Genomic DNA, 20,316 nt, shown 5'->3' with positions numbered 1-20,316 from the left:
GTTAGCGTTGCAACCACGTATCGGCGAAACTGCCCGATACGCCGTCGGGTCCCGTCGTATGGTCGTGTACCGCGCGCGAATAAACGGTGAGGTATTGCGGTGAAACGAGATTGATGTCGGGCAGGTCGCGCTCGATAATCCGTTGAATCTGCGAGAAGAGTTGCTTGCGTTTCGCCTCGTCGGTTTCTTCGGCGACTTGCGCGAACAGTTGATCGATCTGCGGATTGCTGTAATGCGAGCCGTTCGTGAAAGGCACGCCGCGCCGGAAATTATTGGTCGTATAAAGCCGCGCTACGCCGGCCACCGGATCGAACAGATTGCTCATGCCATTGACCGAGAAATCGAAATCGCGGTCGGTGTAGATCCGCTTCAGATAAGCGGGCAGATCCTGGCTCCGAACAGTCACGGTAATGCCGAGCCGCGCGAGTGCCGACTTCACATAAGCAGCCGTACGCGCAGGCAGATCGCCAATCGGCAACGGGTCGAGCGTCAGCGCAAAGCGCGTGCCGTCGCTCTTACGCGGATATCCCGCTTCGTCGAGCAGCGCGTTGGCGCGCTCCACGTTGAAGGGATACGGCGTTGGCGCGGGATCATAGTAAGGGCTTGAAGGAATGATCGGGCTGGCAAGCGGCGTCGCGTAACCGTAGAAGATCACCTTGCGAATGACCTCACGGTCTAGCGCCGATGCAATCGCCTGACGCACCTTCAGATTCTTTAAAACCGGGTTGTCGAGATTGAATTCGATACGCGATACGCCGGCCTGAAATTCATAACCGCGTGTGTCCAGTCCGAGCTTCGGATTGCCTTTCAGGCGAGCGAGGTCAGAGAGCGGTACTGGGGTGTCGCCGCTCAGATCGGCGGAGCCGTCTTCGAATGCAACGGTCCGCGCGGCCGGATCGGTGATCACCTTTACGACGATGCGGTCGAGTAGCGGCTTGCCTTTGTCCCAGTAGTCGTCGTTGCGCACATATTCGATGTAGCTGCCGCGTACCCATTTGACGAAGCGAAACGGTCCGGTGCCGATCGGTGCATTGTTGGCGGGATTGGTGAGCGGGTCAGTGCCTTCGTAGATATGCTTCGGCAGAATAGGCGTTTCCGACGACGAGAACGCCTTGATCAGATACGGCGCGGGCTTCGACAGCGTGATAACGACGGTGTACGGGTCCGGCGTCGCGACCTCGGTGACGTTGGCAAAGGTCGTTTTGGCGCGCGGATGAACCTGCCTGAGCGTCTCGATCGAGTAAGCGACGTCGGCGGAAGTGAACGGCTGACCGTCCTGCCACTTCACGCCGTGACGCAGATGAAAGACGTATTTCCGGCTGTCGTCGCTGACTTCGAACGAGGTCGCGAGCGAAGGCTTCGGCCGAAACTGGAAGTCGTATTCAAGGAGTCCTTCGACCACTTTCGGACTGACCTTCAGCACGTTGGTCGCGGTAGTCGCGAGATCGACTAGCGCGGTCGGTTCCGGCGTGACGATGAAATTGAGCGTTCCGCCGCGCGTTTGCGCCTGCGCATGCGATGCGCCGAGTGCGGCGACCAGCGAGAGCGACAAGACAAGCGCGCGATGAAAGACGCGCGCGCGGCGGCGCAGCGCCGCCTGCGTTGTGACATAAGCCATCGTAGGATTGTGCGTAAAGAAAGGGGGATTGCAGCCGGTTCAGAGCGTGGCGGGTGCGGCGGTCTGCTGCCGTCTTGCGAGCGCGGCACGCAAGGGCGCGGGATCGACCCACGCGTCAACATCGAAATCGGAGGGAATGAAGCCCCATGTGAACAGAAAATGCTTGAAGTCAGCGAGCGCGGCGAGTGCTCGCGGATCGAGCCCGAGTGTCAATTGACGATGCAATCCGCCGGGATATGCGTGGCCTACCCAGTGCTCTGCGCTGCGTGTTTCGCGGGCAACGTAGTGCGCGACATCGCCCGGATGAGCTTGCGCCCAATCAGCGGCGTCCAGCGTGCGGGCCACGACCCGTTCGACCAGGTCGGGGCGCTCGCGCAGCAATTGCGCATCGACCGTGAGCGGACGCGGCGTGCCGTTATTTGCATGCAGCACGCGGTTGGGCTGCGCGCCGATTTCAACCAGAATCTTCGCATTGAGCAGATTCGCGATGTCGAGACCTGTCGCGCCTTTGACGAACACAACGTCGGCTTCGCCCCGCAGCAAAGCTTCTGCTTCGCGTGCGAATTCGTGCGAGCGTTGCGCGTCGAGCCAGTCCGCGAGTGATGCATCCACGGAAGGTTTGGCATCTTCCAGACCGCGCGGTGTATGCGGCAAATCGACGAGATCGATGTCTTCGAGTTGAACGCCAATCGCGCCGAGCAGTGACGAGAAGCCCCGCAAGGCGGTCGCGCGATGAAAATCGACCACGCTTGCCCGGGTGTTCAGCGGGAAGCCGAAGCGCCGCCCCTGTAGCGCCTCTGGAGACGCATCCAGCTGACGGTCAAGGGTGATCAATGCCTGGAACTCGTCGACCCAGCTCAGGCCGATCAGACGCGTTTCGCTGCCTTGGGCGCGCGCCCACAGCGCGGGGATATTGCCGCCCTGTCGAAACGACCACGGCTGCGTGTGCGTGAAATGCGAGCGGCGAATTTTCACGTCGTCGGCATCCTGCAGCGCTTTGACGTCGATGCCGTCGGCGGCGAATTCCTGTTGCAGCCAGCCCTTCTGCGCGGCAATACCGAACGGAGTGGGAGCAGGGCAGCGCGTGTACCAGAGTCGGCTCATTGAATCACCTTGAAGTTGGAGGGTGTCGGACCCGTACGGCGGCGGCTAGCGACGCCGCCATTTCGCGCATTGGCGAAACGCTCAGAAGCGCAGGCCGGCTTCGCGTAACAGCGGCAAAACGCGTTCGCCGAAGAATTCGAGGTCCGGTTGAAAATCGAAGAAGCTCAATTGCACACCGTCGATGCCCGCCTGATGCAGACGCACGATGTAATCGGCAACCTGCTGTGGCGAGCCAACTATCGAGATGTTGCCGCCCACCGCACGCGCGGCGGCCTGGTTGCGTTGCGGAGCGTTGCCGCGCCACGCATGCGCATCGCTCTCGAAGCGGTGGAAGCTACCTTCGTCACCATGCGCAACGATTGCATCGCGATAGGCGTGTGCTTCTGCTTCGGTCTCGCGGCACACCACCATCGGATTGATGAGCGTGCGGATCTGGCGCCCATGCTTCGCGGCAGCGGCTTTCACGCGTGCCGTGTGGGCGGGCAACGCGGCCAGCGCAGCTTCGATTTCGGAACCAGCGGGACTTGTGATGAACACAATGTCCGAATAACGTGCGGCGAAGTCGATACCGGCGTCCGAGCCGGTTGCATTCACGAGCAGCGGACGGCCGTAATTCGGCTTCGGCGTAACGAAAGCCTTGTCGAGTTTCCAGCTTGAGAGCGGAGGTGCGAAGCTGAAGTTATCCGGCTGCGACCAGAGTTGCTGAACGGCGTCGAGAAACTCGGCCGCCAGTTCGTAGCGTCGATCGTGTTCGATGCGATGCCAGCCGAACATTTCATGCTCGACTGCACGATGACCGGTCACGACGTTGATACCCCAGCGTCCTTTCGAAATATGATCGAGCGTCGCGGTGAATTTGGCGAAGTGCAGCGGATGCCACGGTCCATAAAGCACATGACTGGTGGCGACCAGAATGATGCGCTCGGTGCGCGCCGTCATTGCAGCGAGCGACATGAATGAGTCGAGCGCCTCGCCGTTGAATACGCCGCCATAGCCGCCTTTTGGCAGCCACTGCGACAGCGCGAATACCAGATCGAAACCGAGTGCTTCCGCTTTTTGCACGAGCGCGAGGTTGTAGTCGAAGCTCCAGTCGGTGGAACGCGGCAGCGTCGAGGCGCTCCAGCCGCCCGCCTGAATCGGCAGGAACAGGCCGAGCAGAAGCGGTTGTTCGAATGCGCGCGACACGGGGCTGTCGGCGAACGTGGCAGGCGAACGAACCGGCACGAATGAAGATGCGGCCTGTGGTTGAGCGTCCAGAAGAGAGTGAGTCACAGTGAAAGTCCGTGCCGGTTAGAGTTGTCTCAGCAAGCCGACTCGACTCGCATCGACGCAGTAGATCATGTGAGTTCTGGAATGCAAACCAATCAATTCTGCTTTTCTTTTGATGCCTTCCAACACTGTATGGCCGCTGCTGTTGCAGCAACGATTCAGCGTCAATCGAAGCACTTCAGGTGTTCGATTTCCAGACGATGTCGCGCACATTCACCTTCTTCGGAATCAGGCCGAGTGCATACAGGCGGTCGGCGGTGTTCTGCTGTGCATCGAGTAGCGGCGTGCTTAGCGCGGTTACATCGAAGCTGGCGTTCTGGGTGACGAGAGCCATTACGTCGGCGGGTATGCCGGTAGCGGCGGAAAGCGCGCTGGTCACTTCGGCGGGATGCGACTTCGCCCACGCTGCGGCTTCTTTCGAGCCGTCGATATATTCACGGACCAGTTCAGGATGCGCGGCAGCAAAGCCGCTATTCGCCAGCAGAAATCCCGAACTCGGCTTGATCTCTCCGGTGTAGGCGAGAACTCGCGAAGGTGTCCGCTTTTGCGCAATCGTAAAGTAGGGGTCCCAGATAACCCATGCGTCGATATCACCGCTGTCGTATGCAAAGGCAGCGTCGGCGGCGCCTAGCGAAATGGAGTCGATATCGGCTAGCTTCACGCCGGCCTTTTCCAGAGCCGCCGCAATCAGATCATGCGAACTCGAGCCTTTTGCATAGCCGACTTTCTTGCCGCGCAAATCGGCGAGTGTGCGGATGCTGGAAGTGGCCTTCACCAGAATGCCTTCGCTCTTGGGCCCCGAAGGCTGCGCGGCGATGTAATCGATATGGCCGCCTGCTGCCTGTTGAAAAATGCAGCCCACGTTGCCGGAATTGCCGAACGAGATCTGACCGATGTCGAGTGCCTGCAACAACGTGAGCCCGGATGGAAACTCCACCCAATTGACTTTTATCCCACGCGGCTCGAAGCGCTTTTCGAATACCTTGAGTTGTCTCGCCACGAGCGGAATGCCGGTTTTCTGAAAGCCGAGGCTGATCGTATCGGGCGTCGCGGCAAGAGCTTTAGATAGCGGCGCAATAAAAGCCGCGGCGGCGAGCGCGCTGCCTGCGGCGAGAAATTGACGACGTCCCGGCATGCGAGGATCTCCTGAAGAATGAGGTGAATACGTAAGCGGCGAGCGTGTAATGCAGCGCCGCTCTTAAGTTTGTCCGGTAGGCGAAGGGCGCACGCCGTTCAGATAGAAGTTGCCGACTGCCGCGTATTTCCAGCGGACCGGATCGTGCACGGTATGCACCCGTGCATTGCGCCAATGCCGGTCGAGATTGAATGAGGGATGCGTTGAGCGGGTACCCGCCAGTTCGAACAGTTTGCTGCTTGCGTCGATGGCGATTTCGGTGGTCAACGCTTTTGCTTCGGCCACCGCGATCGATGCCGCGGCAATCGTGTCCGGGCCGGGGTCGGCGAGACAATGGTCGATTTCGCGGCCTGCACGTTCCATCATCGCTTCGGACGCGTGTAGACGCGTGGTCAACTCGCCGAGTTGATGGATCACGTACGGGTCGGCTCCGATTGCCGGAATCGTGCTCGCAGACGAAGCCGCGTCGCGCTCGCGGATGAACGCGATCGTCGCGTCGAGCGCAGCCCGTGCAATGCCCGCGTCGATGCCGACGTGGCTGATCTGCGTGACCGCGTTTTGCGGCCAGTGTGCGTAGCTTTCGTGAATCGGGAGCACGTTCAAAGCGGGCACCCACACGTCATTGAAAATCACGGTGCCGCTGGCGGTGGTTTTCTGGCCGAAGCTTTGCCAATCGTCGACGATCTTCATGCCCGGATGGCCTGCGGGCACGATGGCGACCGTGCGGCGTCCCGCCTGATCCTGGCCGATGGTGGACACGTAGTCGGCGAATAGTGCGCCGGTCGAATACAGCTTGGTGCCGGACAGGCGGAAGCCTTCGCCGTCGGGTGTGATAGTCATCGCCGAGCCGCTGGGCTGTCGTCCGCCCACGTCGACATTCGCATTGCCAAAGCGGGCGCCGTGCAGAATTTCGCCGAGAAAGAAGGCTCGTTGCCGTTCGTCGCCGGTCTTCCAGATCCAGAAAACCGCGCTGTTGTGGTTCTGCTGAATTTGCGCAATGGACGGGTCGGCCGCGGCGAGCAACGCGAATACCCGGCCGACCGTCGCGTACGACACCTGTGCGCCGCCGTATTCTTTCGGCACGGTCATCGCCCACAGTCCCGCGCTCGAACAGGCATTCAATTCGTCAAAGGGAAGAATGCGTTCGCTGTCGCGGCGCGCGGCGTCGGTGGCAAAGTTCTGCGCGAGATCACGCGCGATCCGCAACGCTTCATCGTCTGACGCAATGATGTGGGCCGGTGTATAGACCCGTGGTGTCGTTCGGGCGGTCGCCGCGAACGCGAGGTTTGAAACTTGGGCGGTCATCGACGGCTCCGGGGCAGTCCATTGAGGACCGGGGGATAAGCGGGACACTTCGTTCATCAGAAGTGAGAGACGGTGCTGATTTCGATTTCGGACGCAGCCGGAGCTGGCGTGTGCTTCGGCGCGGGCAAAGGCACGCCGAGTTCCGTGAGCAGCAAATGGCGCAATTCCTTCAGCTTCGGATGACCCGGCTCGCGAGGATGATCCAGCTCGAGCGGAATATCGAGCGAAATACGACCCTTCGACAGCACGAGGACACGATCCGCGAGTAGCAGCGCTTCGTCCACATCGTGAGTGACAAGGAGGACGGCAGGGCGGCGGCGTTGCCACAGGTCGAGAACCAGTTGCTGCATTTTTAGCCGCGTCAACGCGTCCAGCGCGGCGAATGGTTCGTCGAGCAGCAGCAGTTGCGGGTCCTGTACCAGCGCGCGAGCCAGCGCCGCCCGTTGCGCCTCGCCACCGGAGAGCGTGAGCGGCCACGCATCGAGCCGGTGCGAAAGACCCACGTCAGTGAGCGCCGCCACTGCTTTATCGCGTGCATTAGCGCTACGCAAACCGAGTGTGATGTTATTGACGAGCCGCTTCCACAGCACGAGCCGGGGCTCCTGAAACACTACTGCCCGTTGAGTGGGGACCGTGACGGCTCCGTATGACGCGGTATCGAGTCCCGCGAGAGTGCGCAACAAGGTGGATTTGCCCGATCCGCTATGGCCGAGCAGAGCCGTAAAACTGCCGCGTTCGATGTCAAGGTTCAGGGAGTCGAGCACCACCTGTTGATCGAATGCGCGAGTAAGGCCGCGCAGACGAACCACGGGTTCTGACTCGGGTAAAGGCGGGGTCACTGTCACGGCGTGGCTCATTTTCTTTGCGCCGTTGGACGCCACACAAGCGCGGCGCTTTCAAGCTTTCTCACCAATGCATCGGCGGCAAGACCGAGCAGCGAGTAGACGATCAGGCCGACGAAAATGATGTCGGTTCGCACGAACTCGCGTGCGTTCATGACGAGATAGCCGATTCCGCTCGATGCATTCACCTGCTCGCCAACCACCAGGCTCAGCCACGCTACACCGATTGCGTATCGCAAGCCAACCAGTGCCGAAGGCAGCGCACCTGGCAAGATGATGTGCCAGATCATTTCTGCGCGAGTCAGCCCGACCGTGGTCATTGCCTCGATAACTTTGGGATCGACATGGCGAATGCCCGCATACAGGTTCAGATAAATCGGGAAGGCCGAACCCAATGCAACCAGCGCAATCTTCGGCGCTTCACCGATGCCGAACCACAGAATGAACAGCGGCACCAACGCAAGGTGGGGCAGCGTGCGCATCATTTGCATCGGCGGATCGATTGCGTCCTCGCCTTTGGAAGAAAGCCCCGCAACGAGCGCAGCCACTACGCCAATCGTGGCGCCAATCGCTAGCCCGCTCGCGGATCGGCCGAGTGAAACGAGAAGATTGCGCGCGAGTTCGCCGGAGACGGTCATCGCCCAGAACGTCTGGGCGATCGTGACCGGCGCGGGAATGAAGCGCGTCGATACCCAGCCGTTCCAGCAGGCAATCTGCCAGGCGAACAATAATGCAATCGGTGATACCGCGCGACGCCATCGAATAGAGGGAAGACGGCGTTGCGTCGATTCGTTAAAGGCGTGTGGCGTCAGGAATTCGGTTTTTGCAGACATGTCCGTTGCTTTGACCAACAAAATTTACCGTGCAGCAGCGAGTCTCGCGTCAATGCGCCGGGCATGAGAAATCTATCGGAGAGAAGACGCCATGGACAACGAACAATAATTTCTATTCTTATCTGATTCGTTGCGCGAGAGTGTGGAGAAATGATCGATTGACGTAAGCAAAGCAGAATCGCTTGGTTCGTTCGAATGGAGCGGGTAGTTATTCTTCGACGCGAAGCCGAAGCATGCGGGCGCGTGTGCCTTTGCTATTCATCGCGTTTTTTTTATCCAACCTTCGAAATAGAACTATCGACTCATGACGACGCTCAACGAGTACCTTGTCCAGAAGCGCGCGGCGTGGCTCGCCAAACGTGAAGCGGCGCGCAACGATCCCAATATTGCAGCGAACCGACTGAAAGCCAACGTGCGTGCATTAGGCCGCAGTGGCGTGCGGGAAATCCGTATCCGCGATTTCCAGGTGATTAGCGATAGCCCGGCAGACTTCGCGGGATACAACCTCGGGCCCGCGTCGCCGGAATTGCAACTCGGCGTGCTGGGAAGCTGCATTACACACATCACGCTGATTCAGGCCGCCGAGCGGCAGCTCAGGATCGATTCGATCGAGGTGGAAGTAACCGGTGAGCAGCATCCGCTTGCACAACAACCGGGCTTCGAAAATGTGCCGATCTATCCGCACAATATTCGCTATACGCTGGATATCGTGTCGCCTGAGTCACCCGAAGCGATTCGCGCGTTGCATGAAGCGGTGGAAGCGGTGTGCCCGATTTTCAATCTGCTGAAGAATCCGCAGACGATTGTCGGCGAATTGCGGCACGTGAGCGTGGCGGCTTAAGTCGCTGCTAGCTACCGCGAGTGGTTGCAGTGAGGGTTTCACAGCGACAGGACATGAGTCATGATTTGCGGCTTCGCGCGTTGAACGCGCGAAGCACATGCAACTCGCGTGGCGATTAGAGCGCGAGTCGTCCTTCGAACGCGATCTCGGCTAGCGGCTTGCGCTGGCTTTGCACTTCGCGGGCCTGCAGCGTTTCGGACAACGTGGCCTTGTCACCCGCGCGACCGATCGCAATACCCGCTTCAATCGAATAACCGTCGGGAACCGCGAGTTGCTGGCGAATCTTGTCGCGCTCGATGCCGGCGAGACCATGTGCATGCCAGCCGGACAGCGTGGCTTGCAACGCGAGGTAGGCCCACGCGGCGCCGGTATCGAACGAATGCGTCGGTGCAGGTACTTCCGCTGCCGCGCCGGGAGGCGTGAAGGTGTTCTTCGACAGCACGATCACGATAGCGGCCGCGTGCTTTGCCCAGCTCTGATTGAACTCATTGAGAAAGCCGACGAATTGCTCCCAATGCGGCGTGCCGCGCCGTGCATAAACGAAACGCCACGGCTGTGAGTTATACGAGGAGGGCGCCCAGCGAGCCGCTTCGAGGAGCGTTAACAGCGTAGCTCCGGGGATCGTGTCGGCACTGAAAGCGCGCGGCGACCAGCGATCGAGAAATTGACGGTCGATCGCGTGTTCGGCCGTACGTGAGTTCGATTCAGTTGTCATGGATTACTCCGGGGAAAAAGAGGTGAGTGCCCGAGTTCTGAAAGCAGATGGGTCTGGGACGACGCCGGCCATTTTATCTGCACGCATTGCGCGACTGAACTGAATTCTTCTCGCACACTTATCACTCGCGGAGTGGCTTACTTGTGATGAAAGCCAATTCGAATAAAGTTCTTTTCTTCCGTTTCAAGACAACAGCACTGGATGAAAAATCAGCGGCGCGACTCTGCGCGGCAAACCGAACCGGTAGTGACACAACGAGATAACCATCGAAGATTTGCTTGGTTTGGCGCAGCCCTGAATTCATTTATTGTGAAGGTCGCGTCACTTGGATCAACCATCCCCGGCGCAACCTGGATCCGGCAGCAACGGAGCGCCTCGGGCGCGCAACGCCTTCGCCGTGGTCCAGCCCAACAACCAGCAAGGAAGAAGCTTCATGGCGACAGGTACGGTCAAGTGGTTCAACGACGCGAAAGGTTTTGGCTTCATCACGCCGGATGACGGTGGCGATGATCTTTTTGCGCATTTCTCGGAAGTGCGCGCGGAAGGTTTCAAGTCGCTGCAGGAAAATCAGAAGGTGAGTTTCGACGTCAAGCAAGGACCGAAAGGCAAGCAGGCGGCGGATATTCGTCCGCTGTAATTGCAAGCGTTTTAGCTCTTCAAGACGCGCATCGCGTTCAACTGCGCAGAGAGACGACGCGCTGCCGCCCTATCTGGGCCGGTGGCGCGTTGTGCTTTTAGCTGTGTGCTGTTGTTCACGGCTTGCAATGTTCTGACTCTCGTCAGATCTGAACTTGCGCTTACTCGATGACAGATAGTGTGCAATGCACTTCTGGCAGGACTCGCTGCGATCATCAAAACGAAATCCTTCCCGCCTGCCTAAAAACCTCCTGCGAAAGGATGACTGGCCGATGAGGTTTCACCCGGTCTTTCGTTGTTAAGGCCAGCCACTTTCTCGTCCTCTGCCATTTAGAAGCGATACCAACCCAACGCGTAAAAATTACGGATCGCTATCCTATAGCAGCGCTTTTCGTTCTCAATAAAATCTGATCGCTGTTATCGCGCTCTATTCGAAGTTTAAGCAGATTATCCGATGCATCGCATTGCACTTTTCCGATCACATTCTGAAAAAGCGAACCGGACAATAATAAGTTTTCAAATCGATGTTAATTTCCGGCATTCCATTGACTAGACTAAGCTTATCAGCCGGATAGAGGATTGCTTATCGCGGCTGAATCCATAGTCTTCAGAGGTGAGCCATGATGAAATCGCTGATTTGCGTAGCTATAGCCGCGGCCTGTTCCGCAGCGCCGATCGTTGTTTTCGCCCAATCCAGCAGTTCAGTCACGCGAGAGCAGGTGCGAGCCGAGGTCATCGATCTTCAGAAAGTGGGATATAGCCCCGGTACGGCGAGCGATTACGATTTCCCCGGCAATATCCAGGCGGCCGAAGCACGCCTTGCCGCGCAACGGGCTGGTGCGCAAAAATCTTCGTCAGGTGGCTATGGACCGTCCATCGGCGGATCAGGGCAATCCGGCGCGCGGAGCGTGCGGGGAGCGCCGTGACACGCGGCTTTCAATGTGAGTAAGTTCGCAGTCGAACCCTCGGTTCTGCCAGCGCGCAATGACCAGGCGCACTGGCAGACCAGCCGCACCACACTGACTTCGCCAGAGAAGAGCCGCGAACCCGCGTTTATTCGCAAAAAGACAAACCAACGCGCCCAGGTCACGCGAAGTCTTTGCAGAAAATCGCACACGTCTTCGCATTCGATCCTCTCGTAGCATTAAGACTCGCTTTACGCCCACTCCCACTTCAAACGCCGGTGAGCAAACGCATCGCTTCCATTCCTGTCGATCTGACCAGTACCCAGTTCCGCAGCAATCCCTATCCCGCATACGAACGCTGATCCAGGATTGATCCGAACCACCGCGCCCCGCGCCGGCAAGGCGTCGGGGCGCGTTATGCGGCAGCCGCATAGCGCAATGCCACACCCGCATCACCGATATTTTTTTCCCCCTTAGCATTTGCCGAACCTCCCGTGAGTCGCTGGGAGCCCGATCTGCAACCAGTCATATTCATCGACGCCCGCGCCGCTTACGAGCCGCGTGGGCGTCGAACAACCCGAAGGGATCGATAAATGAAAAACCGCCTCACGCTATATATCGCCGCCGGCATGGTGCTCGGCGTCATCGCAGGCTATGTGTGCCACGCCGGGGCGGCCGATGCGGCGACCACCAAGGCGATCGCCGGTTACTTTTCGATCATCACCGATATCTTCTTGCGGCTGATCAAGATGATCATCGCGCCGCTGGTGTTCGCGACGCTCGTGTCGGGGCTTGCCGGCATGGAGAGCGGCTCGGACGTGGGCCGCATCGGCTTGCGCACGGTCGGCTGGTTCGTGCTGGCGTCGCTGGTCTCGCTGGCGCTCGGGCTGGCGCTCGCCAACCTGCTGCAACCGGGCGCTGCGCTGCATCTGACGCCGCCCGCCGGTGAGGTCACCACCGGACTCGACACCGACGGCCTGAACGTCAAGAACATCCTGACGCACGCGTTCCCGACCAGTCTGCTCGACGCGATGGCGCGCAACGACATCCTGCAGATCCTCGTGTTCTCGCTGTTCTTCGGTATCGGCCTTGGCGCGCTCAAGCAAGATCCGCGCGTGAAGGTCGTGGTGGATGCCATCGACGGCATGGTGCCGGTGATGCTGCGGCTCACCAACTACGTGATGCGCGCCGCGCCGTTTGGCGTGTTCGGGGCGATTGCGTCGGCGGTCACGGTGCGCGGACTCGGTGTCCTCCTGACATACGGCAAGCTGATCGGCTCGTTCTATCTGGGGCTGGTGCTGCTGTGGGCGATTCTGATCGGCGTCGGGTATCTGTTCCTCGGCAAGCGCGTCGGCACTTTGCTCAAGCTGGTGCGTGAGCCGGCTCTGCTGGCGTTCTCGACGGCCAGCAGCGAAGCGGCTTATCCGCGTCTGACCGAAAAGCTCGAAGAGTTCGGCGTCGACAAGAAAGTGGTCGGCTTCACGCTGCCGCTCGGCTATGTGTTCAATCTCGACGGCTCGATGATGTATCAGTCGTTTGCCGCGATCTTCATCGCGCAGGCGTTCGGTATCGACATGCCGTTGTCGCAGCAGATCATCATGTTGCTGGTGTTGATGCTGAGCAGCAAGGGCATGGCGAGCGTGCCGCGCGGGTCGGTGGTGGTGGTCGCGGCGGTCGCGCCGATGTTCCATCTGCCCACCGCCGGTGTCGTGCTGGTGCTCGCAATCGACCAGATTCTCGACATGGGCCGCACGATGACCAACGTGATCGGCAATAGCATCGCGACCGCCGTGATCGCCAGGTGGGAAGCGCGACGCTCGGCGGCTCCGGCGCAGGCGCAGCACTTCGATCAACTGCAAGGCGAAATTCGATGATGGAACCGTTAGCCCGGCCCCGGCGGTCTCTCGGCATCATCGGCGGTCTTGGGCCGCTGGCGAGCGCCGATGTGTTCTACAAGCTGGTCAAGGCCACCCCGGCGAGCAACGATGCCGAGCATTTCGATCTGGTGTTCGAGCAGCATCCGTATCGCAATGCGGGGCGCTCGCGGGAGGCGACTGTCGAACGCATGCTGTATATCTTCGACACCATTCGCGAATTCGAGAAGCGCGGCATTGCCTCCGTGGTGTTGCCGTGCTTCCTGAGCCACACGTTTATTGACCAGTTGCAGGAGAATTCGCCGCTGCCTATCGTCGATATGCTCGAAGGGATTCGCGCTCATGTGCGGCGGCGTTTTCCTTCCGCGCGGCGCATCGGCGTGCTCACGTCGGACTATGTGCGTGATGCAGGGCTTTTCGAGCGTTACTTCACGCAGCCCGAGTTCGAAGTGATTCATCCGCGACCTTTCGAGGCGGACGGTCTCGATCCGGTGACGAGCGCCGTGTACGGAGAAAACGGCATAAAAAGCGGCACACTCAGCGGATTGCCGGTGGAGTTGCTGCGCGCGGCCTGCGAAGATCTGGCCGCGCAGCGCGTGGACGTGATCGTGCCGGGCCTCACCGAGATCGGCCTCGTTGCCGACCAGCTCGACCGTTTGTCCGTACCTTTGCTGGATTCGAACCTCGTGTACGCACAGTACGTCGTGAGTGGCGAGTACGGTCATCCAGGACGTGTTTTCAAGGTAGGCGTGGTGGGCGGCGTGGGACCTGCGGCGACGATCGATTTCATGCAGAAAGTCGTGCGCAACACACCGGCTTCGCGCGATCAGGATCACATCAAACTGCTGGTCGAGCAGAATCCGCAGATTCCCGACCGCACCGAGAATCTGATCGGCGACGGACCCGACCCCACGGTCTCGCTTTACGCGACGTGCAAGAAGCTCGAAGCGGGTGACGCCGACATCATCGCGATTCCGTGTAATACCGCGCATGCGTATGTCGAACGGATTCAGCCTTATTTGAAGGTGCCGATCGTCAATATGCTGACTGTGACGGTCGCGTATCTGCGCGAGTCGTTTCCGGCGTTACGGGAGGTCGGTCTGCTTGCGACATCAGGCACGATTGCCAGCGGCGTTTATCAGAAGGCGCTGGAAGCGCACGGTCTCACGCAGGTGGTGCCGGGACCGGCGCTGCAGGCTCGCGTGATGAACGCTATCTACGGCCCTCGCGGCGTGAAGGCGGGCTATACCACCGGCGAATGCGTGGATGAAATCACGCAGGCAGTCGACGATCTGATCGGGCGCGGTATCGAAGTCATCATTCTTGGCTGCACCGAATTGCCGTTGCTGCTGCAGCAAGGCGAGATATGCGGGTCGAGCGGACGCATTGCAATGCTCGCCGATCCGACCGACATTCTCGCGCGGCGTTGCGTCGCGTATGCGCGCGGCGACATGCAGGCGGAAGTTGTCGGGTTAGCCTCGCTGAGTTCCGCTTAGGTATCTCGGCGAATCGTGGGACCGGACCGTCTATGCCGCCGGGCGGGATTGAAGGTAGTCCCAGAGATCGTTGATCAACGGCATGTCGTTGTTCCGGTCGCGATAGAGGCGCAGTTCGAGATCGAGTTGCCATGTCTTGTCGCCTGCCGGCACGAGCGAGCCATCATTGAGTTCCGATTCGATCAGACTCTTTGGCAGCCACGCGATACCTTCGCCATTGAGAACCAGACGTTTGAGTACATCCGCCATATCGGATTCGAAATGCGGATTAAGGATCGGTTTCTTACTCGCGCGATGCAGTAACAGGTCGAAGCATCGGCCGAAATAGGTCGTCGCGCTATAGGCGATAAGCGGAATAGGGCGCGCGAGCGTGCCAGGAAGTCTGAATGCGCGAGTCAGGCGCGGGTCTGACGAACACACCGGCAGGAATACATCGCGGCCGACAGTGAGATACGGATAGCGTGTCGAGTCGAGATGCAGCGGCAGTTCGGGATGCTCGTAGGCGAGCATCAGTTCACAGTTGGAGTTCACGAGCATCAGAATCGAGTCGTGAACATTGGTCGGTATGATCCGCACTCGCTGCACATTAAAGCGGCTCTGCAGCGATTGAAGCCAGTCCGGTACAAAGCCCACGGAGATTGCATGCCCAGCCGCTATTTGCAGCGCAGTGCCCGGCATGCGTTGCTCGCTGCGAATGATTGCACGCGTGTCGAGCAACTTGCCGATGACGTCTTCGGCGGCTTCGCGAAAAAGCCTGCCAGCGGCAGTAAGAGTAGGGGGGAAGCTGCTGCGGTCGATCAGTTCCGCGCCGATCCACTGTTCCAGAGCCTGAATGCGGCGACTCAGGCCCGACTGAGTCACATTTCTAAGTTCTGCCGCGCGCGAAAAACTTTGGTGCTGTGCGAGTGCGATGAAATCCTCAATCCATTTGACTTCCACTTTGACTCCTTGACGGCATCCAGACTTATCGGTCTTACGGGTAATTGGCGCCTCATTCTAAACGCGCCAATTATGTGGCGCATTCAACGTATGAGGAATTGGGCATTGGCGGTATGTTGGGGAAGGGCAGGCACGGCTCGGGAAAATCGTCACCAGAACAACCTGCCACGCGCTTCGATCTCCGTTCACATTCCCATTACGCATAGGTAGAAACTATGCAAAGCATCGTAAAACAGTGTTGGTCAACGAAATTTGGCGTCAGTAAATTCGGACGCATCGTGGGTTGCGGGACATTTCACTAATCGAAGTCCTCGCCCGGTTGATCAATTTTCGTCTCGTACGCGATACGACGGAGACACTGGAGAGACGTATGGCTCAAGACCGCATGACGGTTCCCCTGATCGAGAAACACACGATCGGTTACGTGCCGGAAAACGAGCGGCACGGCAAGGTTCGCGATCTCTTCACGCTCTGGTTTGGCGGCAATATCGCGCCGTTGCCGATCGTGACTGGCGCGCTCGGCGTGCAGATCTATCACCTCAATCTCTTTTGGGGCATCGTCGCGATCGTCGTCGGGCAGGCGCTGGGCGGCATCCTGATGGCGCTGCATTCGGCGCAGGGCCCGCAGATGGGTATTCCGCAGATGATCCAGAGCCGCGCGCAGTTCGGCTCATGGGGCGCGCTACTCGTGACGGTGATCGCCGGCATCATGTATGTGGGCTTTTTCGCTTCAAACATCGTGCTGGCGGGTAAATCACTGCACGGCATCGAATCGTCGATTCCGGTCAGCGTCGGCATCGTGATCGGCGCAGTGGGTTCGGGGCTGATCGGCATCATCGGATACCGATTCATACACATGCTGAACCGGATCGGCACATGGGTGCTCGGAATCGGTATCGTGGTGGGATTCGGCTACATCGTGACGCACGTGCAGTCAGACGACTTCCTGACTCGCGGTGGTTTCAGCATCGCCGGCTGGCTCGCTACAGTGTCGCTGTCCGCGCTCTGGCAGATCGCTTTTGCGCCGTACGTGTCCGACTATTCACGCTATCTGCCCAAGGATGTGGGCGTCGCGTCGACGTTCTGGGCAACCTATCTCGGCTGCTCGCTAGGCTCGACGCTCGCGTTCGTATTCGGCGCCGTGGCCGTGCTCGCGGTGCCGGCCGGTGCCGACACGATGGACGCCGTCAGGACATCGACCGGCGCGATCGGCCCGATCATGCTGGTGCTGTTCCTGCTGAGCGTGATTAGCCACAACGCGCTGAATCTGTACGGCGCGGTGCTGTCGGTCATTACGTCTCTGCAGACGTTCGCGTACCGGTGGATTCCGACGGCGCGAGCGCGTGCGGTGCTGTCCATCGTCATTCTCGTGGCGTGCTGTTTTGCTGCGGTCGGTGCGTCGAAAGACTTTATCGGTCACTTCGTCGATCTCGTGCTCGCGCTGCTGGTGGTGCTGGTGCCTTGGACCGCGATCAACCTGATCGACTTCTACGTGATCCACAAAGGCCAGTACGAAATCGAATCGATCTTCCGCGTGGACGGCGGCATCTACGGACGCTTCAATCTGCAGGCGCTGATCGCTTACGCAATCGGTATCGTGGTGCAGATTCCGTTCATGAATACGCCGATCTACGTGGGTTCGTTCTCGTCGCATCTGGATGGCGCGGACCTGTCGTGGCTGGTGGGCATCGTCGTGACGACGCCGCTGTACCTGTGGCTCGCTACACGCGACACCGCGTATCGCCGTCGCCAGAATCAACCGGTGGCCTCGGCGCGATAATCAGTGCGGCGCGCCTTGCGCGTTGTGACATTCGTCTGATGTTCAAACAGAAAAGCCCGTCGGCAACCTGCGTTGCCGACGGGCTTTTTGCTATCCGCCTCGAACTTATCCCTGGCCGATGTGCAGGCGCCGGATATAGCTCTCACAGAACGCTGAGAATCGCCTGACCACCTCGCGCGGCTTCATCGAATTCGACATGGCGATGCCGAGCGTCGTCGCGTTCACGCTCTCCTTGAACTGCTTGATCACGAAGCCTTCGCCGTCGACGGTGCGGTTCGACTTCAGCGGGAAGTTGAGAATGCTGTAACCGAGCCCGTTCGCGACCATGCCTCGCACCACTTCCGGTTGCGACGACCGGAACGCCGGCATCGGCCGGCCGCCCACCGCGTCGAACAGCGACGAGAAATACTCGCGGCTGTGCGGCAGATCGAGCATCACGTACGGCTCGGAAAGCAGATCCTGCAACGACACCTTGCGCGCACGCGCGAGGCGGTGCGTGCCCGGCAGGATCGCGTAAGGGGGCAGTGTCAGCAACGGATTGAACGTGACGCCGTCGGCGAGATCGAGGCTGTAGGTCAGCGCGATATCCAGCGAGCCGTCCAGCAGACCGCTCAGCAACGTGTCCTGATGCGCCTCCGTGGTGCGGAACGTGATGCCCGGATGATCCTGAACGAAGCGGCTGATGATGCCCGGCAACAGCGGCGGCGCCAGCGACACCATGCAGCCGAGCGCGATGGACCCGGACATGCCGCCGTCCAGTTCCTGCGCGGTGAGCTGCAGTTCTTCGGCGTTTTTCAGCAGATTGCGCGCGTGGCCGAGCAGATCGCGGCCCGGCTGCGTGAGCGACAGTCCGCTCGCGTGATGGCGAATAAAGAGCTGCACGCCGAACAGTTCTTCGAGATCGGCGAGCGCCGTGGAAATGGACGGCTGCGAAATATGCAGACGCTTCGCAGCGGCAGTGAACGACAGTGTTTCTGCGGTCACGACGAAGTAGCGCAGTTGACGCAGCGAATAACGTACCGGATAGCCTTCCATCCAGATCTCCTGTGAAGACGTGCAGAGCGTCATTATCCGCCGTCGTGCGACAGCTTGCATAGGTAAAAACAATGCAAGGCATTTTTTGAATGTATTTTAGTTTGAGACCCGTGCCGCGTAGAGTCTGTCGCTAAGTCGTCGTCGGAAGAGGGTTGCGCAGCGCACCCCGACCATAACGGATCAAGTCGTTTTTATAGGAGGCAGCCATGACGGCTGAAAAACTGTCCATCGACACCGTGATCGTAGGTGCCGGTCAGGCCGGCGTAGCAGCGAGCGAGCACCTGAGCAGGCAAGGTGTTCCGCACCTCGTGCTCGAGCGCGACCGGATCGCCGAACGGTGGCGCACGGGCCGCTGGGATTCGCTGGTCGCAAACGGTCCCGCCTGGCATGACCGGTTCCCCGGCATGGAGTTCGAAGCACTTGACCCGGACGCGTTCGCGGGCAAGGAGCAGGTCGCGGATTACTTCGTCGCCTACGCGAAAAAATTCAATGCGCCGGTACGCACCGGTGTCGACGTGAAGCGTGTCGAGCGTCAGCAGGGGCGTCCAGGCTTCATCGTCGAAACGAGTGAAGGCACGATCGAAGCGAAGCGTGTCGTGGTGGCGACCGGGCCGTTCCAGCGCCCCGTGATTCCGCCGATCGCGCCGCAGGACGCAAACCTCACGCAAATCCATTCGGCCGATTATCGCAATCCCGCGCAATTGCCCGCAGGCGCGGTGCTCGTGATCGGCGCGGGCTCCTCGGGCACGCAGATCGCCGACGAACTGAATCGCGCGGGCCGCGACGTGTACCTGTCGGTCGGCGCACACGACCGTCCGCCGCGCGCTTATCGCAATCGCGATTTCTGCTGGTGGCTCGGCGTGCTCGGCGAGTGGGACAAGGAAGAGGCCGGCCCCGGCCGCGAACACGTGACGATCGCCGTCAGCGGCGCCTACGGCGGCCAGACCATCGACTTCCGCCGCCTCGCGCATGAAGGCATCACGCTCGTCGGCCTGACGAAATCGTTCGGCGACGGTGCCGTGCAATTCGAGCAGGATCTCGCCGACAACATCCGGCGCGGCGACGAGAATCTGTTCGCGTTGCTCGACGCCGCCGACGCCTATATCGAACGCAACGGCATCGATCTGCCCGCTGATCCGCAGGCGCGCGTGATTCCGTCCGACCCCGCATGCGTGACGAACCCGCTGCGCGAACTGGATCTCGCGAAGGCAGGCATCCGCACGATTATCTGGGCGACGGGTTATGCGACCGATTACAGTTGGCTGCACGTCGACGCCTTCGACGAGAAGGGCAAGCCGAAACATCAGCGCGGTGTATCGAAGGAGCCAGGCGTGTACTTCCTCGGTTTGCCGTGGCTGTCGCGACGCGGCTCGTCCTTCATCTGGGGCGTGTGGCACGACGCGAAGCATGTCGCCGATCACATCGCGACGCAGCGCAAATACGCCGAATATCGCGACGCGGATCAACGTCGAGCCGACACGGATCGCACAGCGAAAGCTGAATCCGCGTGGAACGACACGCAAACCACCAACACGACCGAACTGGGAGTCAACTGATGCCGACCCATACCCGCATCCGTATGTTCAACACGAAAGACACGTATCCGAATCAGACGCTCGACAACGACCTGTGCCAGGCCGTGCGCGCCGGCAACACGGTGTATGTGCGCGGCCAGATCGGCACCGATTTCGACGGCAACCTGGTCGGTCTGGGCGATCCGCGCGCACAGGCCGAACAGGCGATGAAGAACGTCAGGCAACTGCTCGAAGAAGCGGGCAGCGACATGTCGCACATCGTCAAGACGACGACGTACATCATCGATCCGCGTTACCGTGAGCCGGTTTATCAGGAAGTCGGCAAGTGGCTGAAGGGCGTTTTTCCGATCTCCACGGGGCTTTGCGTGAGCGCGCTCGGCCAGCCGCAATGGCTGATGGAAATCGACGTAATCGCCGTGATTCCCGATAACTGGACGCCGTCGCAAAGCTAAGG

Annotated in this window: 18 protein-coding genes; 8 read left to right on the top strand and 10 right to left on the bottom strand. The window is 59.9% G+C overall.

Annotated features, from left to right (window positions below; genetic code table 11):
• Window position 1: 1 nt before the first annotated feature.
• The 7 genes from ABH945_RS28110 to ABH945_RS28080 all read right to left on the bottom strand — a co-directional run bounded on the left by ABH945_RS28110 (window position 2) and on the right by ABH945_RS28080 (window position 8,106).
• Window positions 2–1,618: an ABC transporter substrate-binding protein gene (locus tag ABH945_RS28110; RefSeq protein ID WP_429252737.1), complete on the bottom strand. Its 1,617-nt coding sequence runs from the start codon at window positions 1,616–1,618 to the stop codon at window positions 2–4.
• A 39-nt stretch (window positions 1,619–1,657) separates the two neighbouring features.
• Window positions 1,658–2,722 (bottom strand): ABC transporter substrate-binding protein, encoded by a 1,065-nt coding sequence (locus ABH945_RS28105; RefSeq protein ID WP_429252736.1) that lies wholly within the window; start codon window positions 2,720–2,722, stop codon window positions 1,658–1,660.
• Window positions 2,723–2,803: 81 nt separating this feature from the next.
• Window positions 2,804–3,994 (bottom strand): LLM class flavin-dependent oxidoreductase, encoded by a 1,191-nt coding sequence (locus ABH945_RS28100; RefSeq protein ID WP_074771425.1) that lies wholly within the window; start codon window positions 3,992–3,994, stop codon window positions 2,804–2,806.
• 175 nt (window positions 3,995–4,169) lie between these two features.
• Entirely contained in the window at window positions 4,170–5,126 is a 957-nt protein-coding gene (locus ABH945_RS28095) for an aliphatic sulfonate ABC transporter substrate-binding protein (RefSeq protein WP_429252735.1), read from the bottom strand.
• Between the two features lie 63 nt (window positions 5,127–5,189).
• Window positions 5,190–6,431 (bottom strand): SfnB family sulfur acquisition oxidoreductase, encoded by a 1,242-nt coding sequence (locus ABH945_RS28090; RefSeq protein WP_429252734.1) that lies wholly within the window; start codon window positions 6,429–6,431, stop codon window positions 5,190–5,192.
• Between the two features lie 56 nt (window positions 6,432–6,487).
• Window positions 6,488–7,276 carry an ABC transporter ATP-binding protein gene (locus tag ABH945_RS28085; protein WP_429252733.1) on the bottom strand — a complete coding sequence of 263 codons (789 nt, stop codon included), beginning with the start codon at window positions 7,274–7,276 and terminating at the stop codon, window positions 6,488–6,490.
• An 8-nt stretch (window positions 7,277–7,284) separates the two neighbouring features.
• A complete protein-coding gene (locus tag ABH945_RS28080; RefSeq protein ID WP_429252732.1) occupies window positions 7,285–8,106 on the bottom strand; it encodes an ABC transporter permease in 822 nt (273 codons plus the stop codon).
• Between the two features lie 304 nt (window positions 8,107–8,410).
• Between ABH945_RS28080 and ABH945_RS28075 the strand changes: the two genes are divergently transcribed.
• Window positions 8,411–8,947 (top strand): OsmC family protein, encoded by a 537-nt coding sequence (locus ABH945_RS28075; RefSeq protein WP_429252731.1) that lies wholly within the window; start codon window positions 8,411–8,413, stop codon window positions 8,945–8,947.
• 115 nt (window positions 8,948–9,062) lie between these two features.
• Here ABH945_RS28075 and ABH945_RS28070 read toward each other — a convergent pair whose 3' ends face one another.
• Window positions 9,063–9,662: a nitroreductase family protein gene (locus ABH945_RS28070; protein WP_429252730.1), complete on the bottom strand. Its 600-nt coding sequence runs from the start codon at window positions 9,660–9,662 to the stop codon at window positions 9,063–9,065.
• Between the two features lie 433 nt (window positions 9,663–10,095).
• Here ABH945_RS28070 and ABH945_RS28065 point away from each other — a divergent pair, with 433 nt between their 5' ends.
• The 4 genes from ABH945_RS28065 to ABH945_RS28050 all read left to right on the top strand — a co-directional run bounded on the left by ABH945_RS28065 (window position 10,096) and on the right by ABH945_RS28050 (window position 14,573).
• Window positions 10,096–10,299: a cold-shock protein gene (locus ABH945_RS28065; RefSeq protein ID WP_074771419.1), complete on the top strand. Its 204-nt coding sequence runs from the start codon at window positions 10,096–10,098 to the stop codon at window positions 10,297–10,299.
• Window positions 10,300–10,918: 619 nt separating this feature from the next.
• On the top strand, window positions 10,919–11,224 hold the full coding sequence (locus ABH945_RS28060) for a DUF4148 domain-containing protein (protein ID WP_429252729.1): 306 nt from the start codon (window positions 10,919–10,921) through the stop codon (window positions 11,222–11,224).
• A gap of 572 nt (window positions 11,225–11,796) precedes the next feature.
• Window positions 11,797–13,077: a dicarboxylate/amino acid:cation symporter gene (locus tag ABH945_RS28055; protein WP_074771417.1), complete on the top strand. Its 1,281-nt coding sequence runs from the start codon at window positions 11,797–11,799 to the stop codon at window positions 13,075–13,077.
• Window positions 13,074–14,573, top strand: coding sequence for an aspartate/glutamate racemase family protein (locus tag ABH945_RS28050; RefSeq protein WP_429252728.1), 1,500 nt, complete (start codon window positions 13,074–13,076; stop codon window positions 14,571–14,573). Before ABH945_RS28055 ends, ABH945_RS28050 begins: the two co-directional genes overlap by 4 nt.
• Before the next feature lie 30 nt (window positions 14,574–14,603).
• Here the strand turns inward: ABH945_RS28050 and ABH945_RS28045 are convergent, their stop codons facing one another.
• A complete protein-coding gene (locus ABH945_RS28045; protein WP_074771415.1) occupies window positions 14,604–15,512 on the bottom strand; it encodes a LysR substrate-binding domain-containing protein in 909 nt (302 codons plus the stop codon).
• Between the two features lie 370 nt (window positions 15,513–15,882).
• Between ABH945_RS28045 and ABH945_RS28040 the strand changes: the two genes are divergently transcribed.
• Window positions 15,883–17,292, top strand: coding sequence for a purine-cytosine permease family protein (locus tag ABH945_RS28040; protein ID WP_429252727.1), 1,410 nt, complete (start codon window positions 15,883–15,885; stop codon window positions 17,290–17,292).
• A gap of 105 nt (window positions 17,293–17,397) precedes the next feature.
• Here the strand turns inward: ABH945_RS28040 and ABH945_RS28035 are convergent, their stop codons facing one another.
• Window positions 17,398–18,327 carry a LysR family transcriptional regulator gene (locus tag ABH945_RS28035; protein ID WP_074771413.1) on the bottom strand — a complete coding sequence of 310 codons (930 nt, stop codon included), beginning with the start codon at window positions 18,325–18,327 and terminating at the stop codon, window positions 17,398–17,400.
• Between the two features lie 206 nt (window positions 18,328–18,533).
• Between ABH945_RS28035 and ABH945_RS28030 the strand changes: the two genes are divergently transcribed.
• Both ABH945_RS28030 and ABH945_RS28025 read left to right on the top strand, forming a co-directional pair.
• Entirely contained in the window at window positions 18,534–19,883 is a 1,350-nt protein-coding gene (locus tag ABH945_RS28030) for a flavin-containing monooxygenase (RefSeq protein ID WP_429252726.1), read from the top strand.
• Window positions 19,883–20,314 carry a RidA family protein gene (locus ABH945_RS28025; RefSeq protein ID WP_074771411.1) on the top strand — a complete coding sequence of 144 codons (432 nt, stop codon included), beginning with the start codon at window positions 19,883–19,885 and terminating at the stop codon, window positions 20,312–20,314. Before ABH945_RS28030 ends, ABH945_RS28025 begins: the two co-directional genes overlap by 1 nt.
• The last annotated feature ends 2 nt before the right edge of the window (window positions 20,315–20,316 follow it).

The sequence above is a fragment of the Paraburkholderia sp. GAS333 genome (assembly GCF_050435665.1).
Lineage (GTDB): Bacteria > Pseudomonadota > Gammaproteobacteria > Burkholderiales > Burkholderiaceae > Paraburkholderia > Paraburkholderia fungorum_A.
This window is presented reverse-complemented; position numbering and strand designations above follow the sequence as displayed.

Coding starts and splice junctions, on each gene's coding strand:
- ABH945_RS28070 (WP_429252730.1), bottom strand. CDS start 9,662: ATGACAACTGAATCGAACTCACGTACGGCCGAACACGCGATCGACCGT.
- ABH945_RS28105 (WP_429252736.1), bottom strand. CDS start 2,722: ATGAGCCGACTCTGGTACACGCGCTGCCCTGCTCCCACTCCGTTCGGT.
- ABH945_RS28050 (WP_429252728.1), top strand. CDS start 13,074: ATGATGGAACCGTTAGCCCGGCCCCGGCGGTCTCTCGGCATCATCGGC.
- ABH945_RS28035 (WP_074771413.1), bottom strand. CDS start 18,327: ATGGAAGGCTATCCGGTACGTTATTCGCTGCGTCAACTGCGCTACTTC.
- ABH945_RS28060 (WP_429252729.1), top strand. CDS start 10,919: ATGATGAAATCGCTGATTTGCGTAGCTATAGCCGCGGCCTGTTCCGCA.
- ABH945_RS28110 (WP_429252737.1), bottom strand. CDS start 1,618: ATGGCTTATGTCACAACGCAGGCGGCGCTGCGCCGCCGCGCGCGCGTC.
- ABH945_RS28095 (WP_429252735.1), bottom strand. CDS start 5,126: ATGCCGGGACGTCGTCAATTTCTCGCCGCAGGCAGCGCGCTCGCCGCC.
- ABH945_RS28090 (WP_429252734.1), bottom strand. CDS start 6,431: ATGACCGCCCAAGTTTCAAACCTCGCGTTCGCGGCGACCGCCCGAACG.
- ABH945_RS28065 (WP_074771419.1), top strand. CDS start 10,096: ATGGCGACAGGTACGGTCAAGTGGTTCAACGACGCGAAAGGTTTTGGC.
- ABH945_RS28040 (WP_429252727.1), top strand. CDS start 15,883: ATGGCTCAAGACCGCATGACGGTTCCCCTGATCGAGAAACACACGATC.
- ABH945_RS28030 (WP_429252726.1), top strand. CDS start 18,534: ATGACGGCTGAAAAACTGTCCATCGACACCGTGATCGTAGGTGCCGGT.
- ABH945_RS28055 (WP_074771417.1), top strand. CDS start 11,797: ATGAAAAACCGCCTCACGCTATATATCGCCGCCGGCATGGTGCTCGGC.
- ABH945_RS28025 (WP_074771411.1), top strand. CDS start 19,883: ATGCCGACCCATACCCGCATCCGTATGTTCAACACGAAAGACACGTAT.
- ABH945_RS28080 (WP_429252732.1), bottom strand. CDS start 8,106: ATGTCTGCAAAAACCGAATTCCTGACGCCACACGCCTTTAACGAATCG.
- ABH945_RS28075 (WP_429252731.1), top strand. CDS start 8,411: ATGACGACGCTCAACGAGTACCTTGTCCAGAAGCGCGCGGCGTGGCTC.